Below are 13,668 nucleotides of genomic sequence, written 5' to 3'. Positions count from 1 at the left end.
ACCTCGGGTTAGCGCTGGCATGCACCCAAGATTTTAATACTCCACCCCCTTTTCCTGGTGATTACCACAACAAGTCCAGCCGCTCACGCCAAATCTCCTGCACAAAGGGATCGGCCACCGAGTACACCCCGTGGCCGGTGCGCATCACCAGGTTTTCCGCCACCATCACGTTGAGCACGGGCTGGATTTCTTCCACCTTGACCTCCCTTCCCAGCCGGCTGGCATAATCGGCGGCGGCATCGGCCGAATAGTGGTCTTGCCGGTGCGGCGCATGCCGAACAAGAACAGTCCGGAGCGCAGCCCTTCGTCCAGCACACCGGGATTCAGTAGTTGGCTGGCCATTTGTTCAGCCAGTTCGGGGCGCAGATAGACTGTGCTCATGCTTTTAGCCATTTTTATGTGTCAGCAATAATTATCCATGATGAATAAAAGTAACTAAATTGCCACTTATCCCAGCAACAGGGCCAAAGCATGAGCAGCGGAGATCAGGCATAATCAGACATGCAACAGCCACCGGGTAGCCAAATGAGTGCAATCAAGCATCTGTCGATCAGCGGTTTCAAGTCCATTCGTCATCTGGAGCAGCTACCGCTGGGCTCGCTTAATGTGTTGATTGGCGCCAACGGCGCAGGCAAAAGCAACTTTGTGGCCTACTTCCGTATGTTGCCCGAGCTGGTTAAGGGCCGCCTGCAACTATGGACCAGCAAGCAAGGCGGGGCCGAGCGCGTGCTCAGCTACGGCATCAAGGAAACCTCGGCGCTCACCACCGCCATTCGCTTTGGTGCCAGTGGCTACGACATCGTGCTAAAGCCCGCCGCGGATGGCGCCTTTACCTTTGCCCGGGAGCAGCTCTATGTTGACGACCCTGTTGATGGCATTACCCTGCCAGGGCTGGGTGAAGGGCATGTCGAGGCCAAGCTGCGCAAGGCAAGGGAACAGGGGAGCCTGCAGAAGATAGCCGGCGACTGCTTTAACGCTATCTCCGGCTGGCAGGTCTATCACTTTCACGATACCAGCGATACCGCCGGGGTTAAGCTCCCCTGTGCTCTTCACGACAACGAGCATCTGCGCGAGGATGCCGCTAACCTGGCCGCTTTTCTCTACCGGCTGCAGCAGGAAGCACCGGTGGTGTATCGCCGGATCTGCAAAATAGTGCGCCTGGCCATCCCGTTTTTTGATGACTTTGTGCTCAAACCCGAAACACTGGCCACCGAAGAGCAGCAAATACGCCTGCTCTGGAGGCAAAAAAACAATGACTATGCGCTGTGGCCAAGCCAGCTGTCGAACAGCGCCATTCGCTTTATTTGCCTGGTAACCGCACTGATACAGCCCAAGCCTCCCACCGCCATTATCATTGACGAACCGGAACTGGGATTGCACCCCACAGCCATGGTGATCCTGGCTGAGCTTATTCACCAGGCCGCAACCCACACCCAGGTAATTGTGGCCACCCAATCGTCACCACTGCTCAATCATTTTTCCATCGCGGATCTGATCGTGGTGGAGCTGACGCAAGGCGCTTCAGTGTTCAAGCGCCTGGATGCCCAAGAGTTTGAGCCCTGGCTGGAAGACTACTCGGTAGGCGAACTCTGGGAGAAAAATGTGTTGGGCGGAAGACCATAACGGAGCAACAAGTCTGATCATGATTAAAGAACTGAAACTGACCAATGTCGGCCCGGCTCCCGCCATGGCGCTTGAGTTTGGCAAGCGCCTGAATCTGATCACCGGGGACAACGGTCTGGGCAAAAGTTTTTTGCTGGATATAGCCTGGTGGTCGATGACCCGCAAATGGCCGTCCGAGATCAACCCCAAACTGACGATAGGCAAAAAGGTGCAGCCCCGACACAAAGGCGAGTCGGCCATCAGCTTTTCCTTTTCGGGCAAGGTGAAAGACGTCAGCTACGAGAGCAGTTATGAGCGCCGGGAACAAGCCTGGACCGGTAACGCCGGCCGCCCGGCCAACCCTGGGCTGGTGCTATATGCTATGACCGACGGCAGCTTTGCCGTATGGGATCCGGCCCGCAACTACTGGCAAACCCGCAATGGCGTAGACATACAAGAGCGCCGCCCTGCCTATGTGTTTGCACCCGATGAAGTCTGGCAGGGGCTCAAGGCCGATGATGGCACCGTGCTCTGCAATGGCCTGATTCAGGACTGGGCCAGTTGGCAAAAGGAAAAAGGGGCGGCGTTCAAGCAACTGGTGCAGGTGCTGAAGGTATTGTCCCCTTCCGACAAGGAAGTGCTGCAGCCGGGCGAACTGACCCGCATCAGCCTGGATGAAGCCCGCGATATTCCCACTATTCGCATGCTCTATGGCCAGGATGTGCCGGTAGTGCATGCTTCCTCTGGTATTCGCCGAGTGATTGCCCTGGCCTATTTTCTGGTCTGGGCCTGGGAAGAACACCGCAAAGCAGCAGACCTGCTGCAGGAAGAGCCCACTCACCAGGTGGTGTTCCTGATCGACGAAGTGGAGTCGCACCTGCATCCCAGCTGGCAACGCAGCATTATTCCGGCCCTGTTGTCGGTAATGGAAAAGCTGACCAAGCGCCCGGATGTGCAATTGATCACCGCTACCCACTCGCCGCTGATCATGGCCTCGGTCGAGCCGGTGTTCGACCCCGCAAAAGACGCCTGGTTTGATCTGGACCTGGAGCAAGGCGAAGTGAAACTGCGGCAGCGGCCCTTTGTACGCCAGGGTGATGCCTCAAGCTGGCTGACCAGTGAGGCCTTTGATTTGGCAAGCGCCCGTTCCAGAGAAGCGGAAAACGTGCTGGCTGAGGCTACCCAAGCGCTTAGTGATCCCAGCTTTGATGCCGATGAGGCAAAAAGGACTGGCCCATCTGCAGAAGACCGGAATTAATATCCCCCAGCATTTGCCAGAAGAGAAGCACACCGCCAGGGGCTGCTGTAAAAGATGAAGCAAGGGCAGTGCAGAAGCCTTGGGATGTGCTTGCACCAGGGTGATCACTTACGCAAGTATTGCTACACTGCAGCTCATGAGAGAAGCGCCAAATGAGTTCATTTTTTAGCCATTCAGCACAGCGCAAAAAATTATTTTCATGGCCTTTGGCAGCGCTAAACCCTGTTAAAAGTGACCAGATTTTTAGCTACACCGATAGCTACACCTCAATGTTTAACATCTCGTAAAAGCAATAAAATCATCACCTTAAAATCACTGTTAAGATGACGCCAGCTCCACCAAACCCTAAAAAGCCGCCGCAAGGCGGCTTTTTTTTATTTTAAAATCAGCCAGTTGGATACAGCCTCAGGCGCTCGGTTCAACTTCCTCAGGCTCCGCCTCGTGCAACGGCATCATCGCTGCTATCTCCTCCGCCGGGGCCGGCCGGGCGAAGAGGTAGCCCTGGTAGAGATGGCAACCGTTCTGCTGCAGCAGGTCGCGCTGGGCCTGGTTTTCCACCCCTTCGGCGATGACTTCCAGGCCCAGGCTGCCGGCCATGGCGATGATCGCCCGGATGATGCCGAGGCTGTTGGCGTCGTCGGGCAAGGCCCGGACGAAGGACTGATCGATCTTCAGCTGATCCAGGGGCAGTTGCTGCAGGTAATGCAGCGAAGAATAACCGGTGCCGAAGTCGTCGATGGCAAAACGGATGCCATGCTGCTTGAGGGTCCGCATTCGCTCCGTCGCCTTCGGCATGTCGGTGATCAGCATGGACTCGGTCAGTTCCAGCTTGAGTCTGGCCGGATCGGCTCCGGTCTGCGCCAGCACCTGCAGCACATCGTCGATAAAGCTGTCCTGGTACAGCTGGGCGGCGCTGATGTTGACCGATACCGTCACCCCGCTCAACGCCGGCAGCCGGGCCCACAGCGCCATCTGTTCGCAGGCCCGCAACAGCACGATACGATCGAGGCGATCCATCAGGCCGGCGGCATCGGCCACTTCGATAAAGGCGCCCGGCGCCAGCACGCCGCGCTCCGGATGGCGCCAGCGCACCAGGGCTTCGGCGCCCACCATCTTCTGCCGCTCATCGAACTGGGGCTGGAAATACACGCAGAACTGGCGTGCCTCCAGTCCCCGCAGGATCTCTTCTTCCAGTCGCAGCCGGCGGGCAATCGCCTCCTGCATAACGGGATCGAAAAAGCGCAGCCGGCCCTTGCCGGCCGCCTTGGCCTCATACATGGCCAGCTCCGCCTGTTGCAGCAACTCATCGGCGGACTGGCGGTGATCGTCCAGGGTCACCAGGCCCAGGCAGGCACTGCCACGCAGGACATGGGCCTCGTGCACATAGGGCTGCTCAAGCACTTCCAGCAGCTTGTGGCCAATCTGCTCCAGCCGGGCCGCGGCCAGGGTCGGCTCCTCGGCCAAATCCCCCAGCAATACCACGAACTCGTCGCCCCCCAGGCGGGCCACGGTATCCGTTTCCCTGACCACCTTGTTGAGCCGTTGCGCCGCCTGTTGCAGCAGTTGGTCACCCACCTGGAGCCCCCAGAGATCGTTGATGTCCTTGAAGTTGTCCAGATCGATGAATATCAGGGCACCCAGCTTGCCGCCGCGGCTGCTCACCGCCTGGGCCTGCTTGATCCGCTCTGCCAGCAGACGCCGGTTGGGCAGGCCGGTGAGGGCGTCGTAGAAGGCGAGGTGATTGATCTTCTCGGCGTCCCGCTTGCGCTCGGTGATATCGCTGATGGCGGCCACATAATGGCTTACCCGGCCCTTGGCATCCTTGACCGCGCTGATGGACAGCCACTGGGGGTAGAGATGGCCGGACTTGCGCTTGTTGTGGATCTCCCCCTGCCAATGCCCCTGCCGCTCTATGCTCTGCCACATCTGGCGGTAGAATTCGGGTCCGTGCTTGCCGGAGCTGAAGAGGTTGGGCGTCCGGCCTATTACCTCGTCGGGGCTGTAACCGGTGATCTCGGTAAAGGCCCGGTTCACCCGGAGAATGCGGTTCTGGGCGTCGGTCACCAGCATGCCCTGGAAGCTCTCGAAGGCCACGGCCGCGATGCGCAGCTCGGTTTCATGCCTGACCCGGGCGCTGATGTCCCGGCTCAGCAGCACCACCGCCGGCTTGCCGCCCAGGCGGCCGTCCAGGGCCTGGCCCCGGCACTCGAAGGTACGCGGCCCGCTGCGGGTTTCAAGCTCGTACACCAGGGTGTTCACGGTTTTCTGCCGCAGGGTCTGGCGGATAAAATCGAGAAAGCGACCGGCCAGCTCGGGCGCGAACAGATCGTCCACCCTTTTGCCGATCACCGGCCCGTCGGCAAACAGCAGGCCGGGATCCGACGCCGCCACTTCCAGGCAGCGTCCTTCCTCGTTCATCACAAACAACAGATCAGGCAAGGCGCCGGTAATGGCCCTGAGCCGGGACTCGTTCGCACGCAAGGCCAGCTGCTCCCGCCGGCGCTGTTCCGCATCCTTAAGGATAAATACCAGCATCAGGGTCAGGGGCACCATCACCAGCAGGAAGGGGCCGATCAGCGGCTGCAGCAGGGCGCGCTCGGCGGGGGACAGCAGCCAGGAGATCAAGGCCACCGTGGTCAGGTGCAGCACCACCACCACCGGCAACAGATGCCAGAGCTCAAGCCGGGCCCAGCCCCGCCTGAGGGCATGGCGCATCCCCAGTCCCAGCGCCAGCGCCAGTGCCAGGTTGAACAGCCCGGGTGTGGCCCCTTCCCCGCCCAGCCAGAGCCGGAAGCCGCCGGCCATCGCCAGCGCCATTCCCCCGGAAAAGGGCCCACCAAAAAGGCCGGCCACGAACAACACCGTATTGCGCGCATCCAGCAGCACCCCTGGCGTTACCGTAAAGGGCATCAGCATGCAGACGATGGCGATGACACCGAACCAGAGACCGGAAGTCAGGATCAGCAGCCGGGGATAATGCTGCCCCCGGCGAATATTGAGGGTCAGCAACCAGCCCAGGGCAAGGAGGAGGATGGCTTGTTCGATGATGGCTGTCAGCATGAGCGATGGCGTAGGGGCAACAGGGTAGATGGACGGAGTCCGGTCTGCGACACGGTTTCTGGTTATTTTTAGCAGCTACTAATAAAGCGGTAGGAGTGTAACATTTAATCCCCATACAAAGCACGGGCCGTCATCATTTTGTCATGGACATCTGCCTTGCCGGCCAGGATGGCGACGCCCTCCGGGAACCGGGGTTGGTTCCATCAGGAAACGCCTGTCCTCAAAGCGTCATGCTTTATTGCATACACTGGAGAGAGTCCCCTTTCATGGAGGGCCCGATGCCGGCTCCCTCGCCTTTCCTGCTGCCCGAACTCGACGAACTGGCCGAGCTGGCCCGACGTGCCGGCGCCCAGGCCCGGCTGGAAACCCTGGGCTGGCTGCCATACGCCGGCCAGCAACTGCCGCTGCAACTGCTCCGGCTCGGCACCCGTGCGGCCGGGGCCCCGGCCCTGGGGCTGTTCGGCGGCGTCCACGGCATAGAGCGGATCGGCAGCGCCGTGGTGCTGGCCTACCTGCATTCCCTGGTCGCCAGCCTGCGCTGGTCCGGCCTGACCCACAGCCTGCTGGAGCGGGTCAGCCTGGTGTTTATGCCGGTCGTGAACCCGGTCGGCATGCTGAGGGGCACCCGGGCCAACGTCCATGGCGTGGATCTAATGCGCAACAGCCCGGTCGAGGCCAGCGAAAAGGTCCCCTGGCCCCTGGGCGGCCAGCGCCTGAGCCGGCGGCTGCCCTGGTACCGAGGGCAAGCCCTGGAGCCGGAAGCCGCCGCCCTGTGCCAGGCGGTGGAGCGCCATCTGATCGGTCGCCCCTTCGCCCTGGCGCTGGATTGCCATTCCGGCTACGGCCACCGGGACAGGCTCTGGTTTCCCTTTGCCGGCAGCAAGGCGCCGCCGCCCCGCCTGGCGGAAACCATGGCCCTGCGGGAGCTGTTCCTGAGCACCTATCCCAACCACAACTACTACGATATCGAGCCCCAGTGGCTGCACTACATGACCCATGGCGACCTCTGGGATCATCTCACCCTGCAACACAGGGACAGTCCCGGCATCTTCCTCTCCTTCACCCTGGAAATGGGCTCCTGGCTGTGGGTGCGCAAAAACCCCCTGCAACTGCTGCGCCTGACCGGCCTGTTCAATCCGGTCAAGCCCCATCGCCATCAGCGGGTGCTGCGCCGCCACCTTGTCCTCATCGACTTTCTGGCCCGGGCGGTGGAAAGTCACGCCCTCTGGCTGCCGGACGCGCCGCGGCGGGATCGGCTCCGGCAGGAAGCGCGCCGGCTGTGGTTCGACGGGGAGCAACGATGACCAGGCGCTGGATACTGCTGCGGGGGCTGATGCGAGAGCGACGCCACTGGGAAGACTTCCCCGATCGCTTCCGGCAGTATTTTCCGCAAGACGAGCTGCTCCTGGCGGATCTGCCCGGTTTCGGCGCCGAGCATGGCGAACCCGGCCCCCTGTCCATCGCCGGCATCACGGAGCGGTTGCGGCTGCGCTGGCATCCCTGGTTGCGGCAGGGGCCGGTTCACCTGCTGGCCCTGTCCCTGGGCGGCATGGTCGCCATCGACTGGGCCAGCCGGCATCCACGACAGGTTGCCGGCCTGGTGCTGCTCAACACCAGCCTCGCCGGATTCAGCCCCTTCTACCAGCGGCTCAGGCCCCGCGCCTACTGGCCCCTGCTGAAATGGCTGCTGTGGCAGCGGGATCCGCAGGCCCAGGAAGCCACCATACTGCGCCTGACCAGCCGGCGCTTCGCCACCGACCCGGATCTCCTCGCTCGCTGGGCCGGCTATGCCCGGGAGCTGCCCGCCAGCCGGCGCAGCACCCTGTGCCAGCTGCTCGCCGCCCTGCGCTACCGAGCGCCCGCACAACCTCCTCCGGTGCCCACGCTGGTGCTGAACGGCCTGGCGGACCGGTTGGTCAGCCCCCGTTGCAGCCGGGCGCTGGCCGAGGCCTGGCGCCTGCCGCTGCGCCGCCACCCGGATGCCGGCCATGACCTGACCCTGGACGAGCCGGACTGGGTATGCCGGCAGTTGGCCGACTGGCTGACGGAGGGGCGCCAAGCGGACGCGACTTGAGTTACAATCCGGTTACCATTCATTAACCCGACGGAACCATCATGCACGACTGGCAGCCCGCCTTTATCCAACAGTTTCAACTGCAACCCGATGCCGGCCGGCTGCGGCTGGTGGTGGCCAGGACCCCCTATGCCCTGCGGCTGGGCGCACAGAGCCTGGCTGTCGGCGGCAAGGGTGCCGAGACCCCCTACTACCGGGAAACCGACAACGTCGCCATGCTGGTGGCGAACTGGGCAAAAATGGAGCCCGGCATGGAAGTGTTGCTGAGCCTGCTCGCGGGCCGCCCCCAGCGGGGCTGGGCCATCGCCGCCTGGCTGGCCGACAGCGGCGTCAGTCCCCTCGCCTTTGCCGACTTCCTCCATGCCCGCTGCGGCGTGCTGCTGGCCAACCGCCGCACCCGGGAAGGGGATCAGAAGGCAAGGCTGCAGCAACTGCTGCGTGCCGAGCAACGCCCGGTTTCCCTGCTGTTTGCCGGCGAGGACGCCTGCCGGGACTTCTTCGACGACGAGACCCCCGCCGTTCCCTTCGGGGTGGCCATCCATCCGGGCAGCGCCGATCTCGGCCTGGAGCGGGATGCCCGGCTGATGTTGCACCACTGGTACAAAGCCGACGGCCAGGAAATGCTGACCTCGGGGCCGGATTTTTCCCTCGACCACTTTCGGGTGCTGGCGCCAGCCGGCCAGGGCTGAATCGCTCCTTACCGCTCCCGCGCCAGGGAGCAGCCGGGCCCCGGTTGTTCCCTGAAGTGGGCACAGGCCTTCTTCCCCACTATTTGAGCCAGGTTGCAAAATTGTGGTTTATCGGTAACCAGGCTTGACGCTCCGCGGAGTCCGACCAAACTTAGGTAGAGGTAAAAACGGTAAGGCGGTTTTTACCCTTGGGCCAGCCGCTGGGCGGCAAAGATAATTAAGGGGATAACGCTATGATTCTGAACCATATCTGGGGCCTGTATGCACACCCCAAAGAAGAGTGGCATACCATAGACCACCACCACGAAAGCCTGACCTACAGCCTGACGCATCTGGCGTTTATCGCCCTGATACCGGCGGTCTGTACCTTTATTTCCGCCACCTACATCGGCTGGAACTTTGGTACCAGCAACACCATCATGCTGACCACCCAGAGCGCCCTGGTGATGTCGGTGGGCATGTACCTCACCCTGATCGCCGGCGTCTTCGCCCTGGCCTACCTCACCTTCTGGATGGCCAAGACCTTCGGCGCCAACCCGAGCTTCACCCAGAGCATGGAGCTCGCGGCCTACACCGCCACGCCCCTGTTCATGACCGGCCTGGCGGTGCTCTACCCCGAGCCCGTCTTCCTGATGCTGGTAGGCCTGGCGGGGCTGGCCTACTCGGTCTACCTGCTCTATTCCGGCGTCCCTATCATCATGCACATTCCCGAAGAGCGCGGCTTTATCTATGCCAGCTCGGTGGTCACGTGTGGCCTGATCCTGCTGGTGTGCATCATGGTCGGCTCCGTCATCGTCTGGAGCTGGGGATTGGGGCCCATCTATACCCAGTAGTGCCGAATGGCAGATACAAAAAAGGGGTCTGACGACCCCTTTTTGCTGTCCGGATATTTGCTGTCCGGATAACTACACTCAGGGTTGGCCTTCGTTGTAGATCTCCAGGTGGCTGTTGTCGATGCTGTCTTTCTGCTTGGCGCCGTCGTTGCGCAGGGCGTTCAGCGCGTCCAGGTATTCCTGGTTGACGTCCTGGGTCACGTATTCCCCGGTGAACACCGAGGTCTCGAACCGGCGCAGCTCCGGGTTGAAGTGGCGCACCGCGTCTTCCAGATCCTCCAGGTCCTGGAAGATGAGGCCGTCGGCACCGATCAGCTTGCAGATCTCGTCCACTTCCCGGCCGTAGGCGATCAGCTCGTTGGCGGTGGGCATGTCGATGCCGTAGACGTTGGGGAAGCGGATTTCCGGGGCGGCGGAGGCGAAATACACCTTCTTGGCGCCGGCCTCCCGGGCCATCTGGATGATCTGCTCGGAGGTGGTGCCGCGCACGATGGAGTCGTCCACCAGCAGCACGTTCTTGCCGGCAAATTCGGAGGGGATGGCGTTCAGCTTGCGGCGCACCGACTGCTTGCGCTGCTGCTGGCCGGGCATGATGAAGGTACGGCCGATGTAGCGGTTCTTCACAAAGCCCTGGCGGTAGGGAATGTTCAGGTTCTGGGCGATCTCCAAGGCGATGTCGCAGGAGGTCTCCGGGATGGGGATCACCACGTCGATGTCCAGATCTTCCCATTCCCGGGCGATCTTGGCGCCCAGCTTCTGGCCCATGCGCACCCGGGCGGCATAGACCGATACCTTGTCGATAAAGGAGTCGGGCCGGGCGAAATAGACATACTCGAAGATGCAGGAGTGGTGCTGGGGTTCGGCGGCGCACTGCTGGGTGAACAGTTCGCCCTGCTCGGTGATGTAGACCGCCTCGCCCGGCGCCACGTCGCGGATCAGGCTGAAGCCCACCGCGTCCAGGGCCACGCTCTCGGAGGCCACCATGTACTCGATGCCGCCGTCTTCCGCATCACGCTTGCCCAGCACCAGCGGGCGAATGCCGTTGGGATCCCGGAACGCCAGCATGCCGTGACCGATGATCACCGCCACCACGGCGTAAGCGCCCCGCACCTTCTCATGTACCCGGCCGACGGCGGCGAACACATGATCAGGCTCCAGGTGCAGCGTCTGGGTCTGCTGATCCAGCTCGTGGGCCAGCACGTTGATCAGCACCTCGGAGTCGGAGGTGGTGTTGATATGGCGGCGCGCCACCCGGAACTGCTCTTCCTTCAGCTCCTTGGCGTTGGTCAGGTTGCCGTTGTGGGCCAGGGCGATGCCGAAGGGCGAGTTCACGTAGAACGGCTGGGCCTGGGCCACGCTGCTGCTGCCGGCGGTGGGATAACGCACATGGCCGATGCCCACGTTACCGATGAGCCGCTCCATATGGCGCTCTTCAAATACGTCCCGTACCAGACCGTTGGCCTTGCGCTGGCGGAAGGTGTCACCGGAAATGGTGACGATACCGGCCGCATCCTGACCTCTGTGCTGAAGTACCGTCAGGGCGTCATACAGCGCCTGATTTACCGGGGTCGTGCCTTGAATACCGACAATCCCACACATGTCCTAATTTCCTCAACTCGCTATGGCTTGGGGGGTAAAAAGCTGGATGAATTCTGTAACAGGCTGAAAAACCACTGGATCACTATGCCAAACTCCGGGATCAGGCGGGAGTCGCGCCACCACTGACTCTGCGGAAAGGCGGTCATGGTATCGATGAACAGCAGCATGGCGGCCACGATAAAGACGCCCCGCACGGCGCCGAAGCAGACACCCAGCACCCGGTCGGTGCCGGACAGGCCGGTCTTGGTGACCAGTTCACCGACGATGTAGTTGACCAGGGCACCCAGGATCAGGGTCAATACGAACAAAATGGCAATGGCCGCGCCATTGCGGAACAGCGGGTCGGAGATATCGAGATGCACCGCCAGATCGGCGTAAAAGCGGCTGGCGACGAAGAAGGCGGCGACCCAGGTGGCCAGCGACATCGCCTCCTTCACAAAGCCCCGGACCAGGCTGACGAGGGCCGACAGGCCGATAATGCCGAGAATTGCGTAGTCTATCCAAACCATCATTTATTGCCGGGGCCCTCTCAATTGCCGCGCATTCTACCAAAGGAGCCCGGCAAAAGGCGAAGAAAAAGCGGATAAATTTCATTCAACATCAAACTATCCCCTGATGCAAGAGGGGCCCGGGATCTTGTCATCCCGGGCCCCGGCAAGGATCAGAGACCGTTATAGAAGGTGGCCGCACCCGGGCCCACCGGCAGTCCGAACACGAACACCCACAGGTAGAAGAGCGCGCTCCAGCCGATCATGAAGACGATGGAGTAAGGCAGCATCATCGCCATCAGGGTACCGATGCCCATGTTCTTCTGGTAACGGGCCGCCACCGCCATGATCAGACCGAAATAGCTCATCATGGGGGTGATGATGTTGGTGGTGGAATCCCCGATGCGGTAGGCCGCCTGTATGGCCTCGGGGGCATAGCCCACCAGCATCAGCATGGGCACGAAGATGGGCGCGGTCACCGCCCACTGGGCGGAGGCGGAACCGATCATCAGGTTGATGAAGCCGCACAGCAGGATAAAGCACAGCATCAGTACCGGCCCGGTCAGGCCGATGCTCTGCAGGAAGGTGGCGCCCTGCACCGCGATCACGGTGCCGAAGTTGGTCCAGCTGAAAAAGGCCACGAACTGGGCGGCGAAGAACACCAGCACTATGTACATGCCCATCGAGCCCATGCTCTTCGACATGGCGTCGATCACGTCGCGATCGCTCTTCATGGAGCCCATCATGCGGCCGTAGACATAGCCGGGGATGGCGAAAAACACGAAGATGAACACCACTATGCCCTGCAGGAAGGGCGAGCCGGCCACGGCGCCGGTAACCGGGTGACGCAGTATGCCGCCTTCCGGCACTATGGTCAGGGCCAGCAGGGCGCTGACCATCAGGGCGGCCAGGCCGGCACCTTTCAGCGCCCGTTTTTCAGCCGCTGTGACCTTGCCCATGTCGGCGGCATCGAGATCGGCGGCGGCGTCGTCCTTGTTGTACTTGCCGAGCTTGGGCTCGACGATTTTTTCGGTGACGAAGGCGCCCAGGGCGGAGATCACGAAGGTACTGACGAACATGAAGTACCAGTTCACCTCGGGCCCCACCACATAGTCGGGATCGATGATGCGGGCCGCGGTCTGGGTGATGCCCGACAGCAGCGGATCCACGGTGCCCAGCAGCAGGTTGGCGCTGTAGCCACCGGACACGCCGGCAAAGGCCGCGGCCAGGCCGGCCAGCGGATGGCGGCCCAGGGAGTGGAAGATCATCGCCGCCAGCGGGATCAGCACCACATAGCCCAGCTCGGAGGCGGTGTTGGAGACGATGCCGGCGAAGACGATGGTGACGGTGACCATGCGCTTGGAGGCGTTCATCACCAGGGCGCGCATGGTGGCGGACAACAGCCCGGAGTGCTCGGCGATGCCAACCCCCAGCAGGGCCACCAGCACGGTGCCGAGCGGGGCGAAGCCGGTGAAGTTGGTCACCAGGCTGCTGACGATGCGGGACAGGCCCTCGGCGTTGAGCAGGCTCACCACCTGGATCATGCCGTCGGCGGCCCGGCCGGGCGCCCCTTCGGGCCGGGGATCGGCCACGCTGACCTCGAAGTAGCCGGCGATGCCGGAGGCCACCAGGATGACGCCGCAGAAGATGGCGAACAGGGTGATGGGATGGGGCAGCAGGTTGCCCAGCCATTCCACGGTATCGAGGAAGCGGGTGAAGGCGCCTTTTTTCGGCGCCAGGGCGTCATTTCCGGACGGGCTGCCGTTGTAGTCGGTTGAACGGGACGTCATGTCTTTTTCTCCATCAATAAGCACCCTGGCCAAAGCAGGCCAAGAAACCACAAAACAATAATTTAAGAGATAAAAAAACCAGTAATTAAATTAATATCGAATGGAAATGCTAAACCATATCGAACAGGCGACGGATTATACACATGTCGTCACGGTCATCAATAAAATATGATGCCAATTTGTTTAAAAAAACCAGAGCTATTAACTGAAATGTTACCGGGATGGCCGGATGATTGTTCGGCTCTTGCGCCGACAACGGGGCTTTCGCTCCCGGG

At 61.6% G+C, this 13,668-nt stretch carries 12 protein-coding genes; 6 read left to right on the top strand and 6 right to left on the bottom strand.

The window, feature by feature from the left end; all coding sequences use genetic code 11:
• Positions 1-61: 61 nt before the first annotated feature.
• A complete protein-coding gene (locus tag CGX12_RS20150) occupies positions 62-196 on the bottom strand; it encodes a hypothetical protein (protein WP_254918172.1) in 135 nt (44 codons plus the stop codon).
• The gene (locus CGX12_RS19775) at positions 166-381 is read right to left on the bottom strand and encodes a hypothetical protein (protein ID WP_176441965.1); all 216 of its coding nucleotides are present in this window, start codon (positions 379-381) and stop codon (positions 166-168) included. Before CGX12_RS19775 ends, CGX12_RS20150 begins: the two co-directional genes overlap by 31 nt.
• Before the next feature lie 144 nt (positions 382-525).
• Here CGX12_RS19775 and CGX12_RS00685 point away from each other — a divergent pair, with 144 nt between their 5' ends.
• Both CGX12_RS00685 and CGX12_RS00680 read left to right on the top strand, forming a co-directional pair.
• Positions 526-1,623 (top strand): AAA family ATPase, encoded by a 1,098-nt coding sequence (locus tag CGX12_RS00685; protein ID WP_094037971.1) that lies wholly within the window; start codon positions 526-528, stop codon positions 1,621-1,623.
• A 19-nt stretch (positions 1,624-1,642) separates the two neighbouring features.
• Positions 1,643-2,860 (top strand): AAA family ATPase, encoded by a 1,218-nt coding sequence (locus CGX12_RS00680; protein WP_094037970.1) that lies wholly within the window; start codon positions 1,643-1,645, stop codon positions 2,858-2,860.
• Between the two features lie 405 nt (positions 2,861-3,265).
• Here CGX12_RS00680 and CGX12_RS00675 read toward each other — a convergent pair whose 3' ends face one another.
• Positions 3,266-5,920, bottom strand: coding sequence for an EAL domain-containing protein (locus CGX12_RS00675; RefSeq protein WP_094037969.1), 2,655 nt, complete (start codon positions 5,918-5,920; stop codon positions 3,266-3,268).
• A 278-nt stretch (positions 5,921-6,198) separates the two neighbouring features.
• Here CGX12_RS00675 and CGX12_RS00670 point away from each other — a divergent pair, with 278 nt between their 5' ends.
• The 4 genes from CGX12_RS00670 to CGX12_RS00655 all read left to right on the top strand — a co-directional run bounded on the left by CGX12_RS00670 (position 6,199) and on the right by CGX12_RS00655 (position 9,516).
• A complete protein-coding gene (locus CGX12_RS00670; protein WP_094037968.1) occupies positions 6,199-7,224 on the top strand; it encodes a DUF2817 domain-containing protein in 1,026 nt (341 codons plus the stop codon).
• Positions 7,221-7,994: an alpha/beta fold hydrolase gene (locus CGX12_RS00665; protein WP_094037967.1), complete on the top strand. Its 774-nt coding sequence runs from the start codon at positions 7,221-7,223 to the stop codon at positions 7,992-7,994. Before CGX12_RS00670 ends, CGX12_RS00665 begins: the two co-directional genes overlap by 4 nt.
• 41 nt (positions 7,995-8,035) lie before the next feature.
• Positions 8,036-8,683, top strand: coding sequence for a hypothetical protein (locus CGX12_RS00660; RefSeq protein WP_094037966.1), 648 nt, complete (start codon positions 8,036-8,038; stop codon positions 8,681-8,683).
• Positions 8,684-8,916: 233 nt separating this feature from the next.
• Positions 8,917-9,516 carry a Yip1 family protein gene (locus CGX12_RS00655; RefSeq protein ID WP_094037965.1) on the top strand — a complete coding sequence of 200 codons (600 nt, stop codon included), beginning with the start codon at positions 8,917-8,919 and terminating at the stop codon, positions 9,514-9,516.
• 78 nt (positions 9,517-9,594) lie between these two features.
• On the opposite strand, the gene purF is transcribed toward CGX12_RS00655, so the two are convergent.
• The 3 genes from purF to CGX12_RS00640 all read right to left on the bottom strand — a co-directional run bounded on the left by purF (position 9,595) and on the right by CGX12_RS00640 (position 13,393).
• Complete coding sequence (gene purF, locus CGX12_RS00650) at positions 9,595-11,115, bottom strand: amidophosphoribosyltransferase (RefSeq protein ID WP_094037964.1); 1,521 nt, start codon at positions 11,113-11,115, stop codon at positions 9,595-9,597.
• Between the two features lie 20 nt (positions 11,116-11,135).
• Positions 11,136-11,624: a CvpA family protein gene (locus tag CGX12_RS00645; RefSeq protein ID WP_094038065.1), complete on the bottom strand. Its 489-nt coding sequence runs from the start codon at positions 11,622-11,624 to the stop codon at positions 11,136-11,138.
• A gap of 152 nt (positions 11,625-11,776) precedes the next feature.
• On the bottom strand, positions 11,777-13,393 hold the full coding sequence (locus CGX12_RS00640; protein ID WP_094037963.1) for an AbgT family transporter: 1,617 nt from the start codon (positions 13,391-13,393) through the stop codon (positions 11,777-11,779).
• Positions 13,394-13,668 lie beyond the last annotated feature (275 nt).

This window comes from Zobellella denitrificans, assembly GCF_002237365.1.
In the GTDB taxonomy this organism is placed as follows: Bacteria; Pseudomonadota; Gammaproteobacteria; order Enterobacterales; family Aeromonadaceae; genus Oceanimonas; species Oceanimonas denitrificans.
Note: the sequence above shows the minus strand (reverse complement) of the source record. Positions and strands in the feature narration are given on the sequence as shown.

Coding starts and splice junctions, on each gene's coding strand:
- CGX12_RS19775 (WP_176441965.1), bottom strand. CDS start 381: ATGAGCACAGTCTATCTGCGCCCCGAACTGGCTGAACAAATGGCCAGC.
- CGX12_RS00685 (WP_094037971.1), top strand. CDS start 526: ATGAGTGCAATCAAGCATCTGTCGATCAGCGGTTTCAAGTCCATTCGT.
- CGX12_RS00680 (WP_094037970.1), top strand. CDS start 1,643: ATGATTAAAGAACTGAAACTGACCAATGTCGGCCCGGCTCCCGCCATG.
- CGX12_RS00675 (WP_094037969.1), bottom strand. CDS start 5,920: ATGCTGACAGCCATCATCGAACAAGCCATCCTCCTCCTTGCCCTGGGC.
- CGX12_RS00670 (WP_094037968.1), top strand. CDS start 6,199: ATGCCGGCTCCCTCGCCTTTCCTGCTGCCCGAACTCGACGAACTGGCC.
- CGX12_RS00665 (WP_094037967.1), top strand. CDS start 7,221: ATGACCAGGCGCTGGATACTGCTGCGGGGGCTGATGCGAGAGCGACGC.
- CGX12_RS00660 (WP_094037966.1), top strand. CDS start 8,036: ATGCACGACTGGCAGCCCGCCTTTATCCAACAGTTTCAACTGCAACCC.
- CGX12_RS00655 (WP_094037965.1), top strand. CDS start 8,917: ATGATTCTGAACCATATCTGGGGCCTGTATGCACACCCCAAAGAAGAG.
- purF (WP_094037964.1), bottom strand. CDS start 11,115: ATGTGTGGGATTGTCGGTATTCAAGGCACGACCCCGGTAAATCAGGCG.
- CGX12_RS00645 (WP_094038065.1), bottom strand. CDS start 11,624: ATGGTTTGGATAGACTACGCAATTCTCGGCATTATCGGCCTGTCGGCC.
- CGX12_RS00640 (WP_094037963.1), bottom strand. CDS start 13,393: ATGACGTCCCGTTCAACCGACTACAACGGCAGCCCGTCCGGAAATGAC.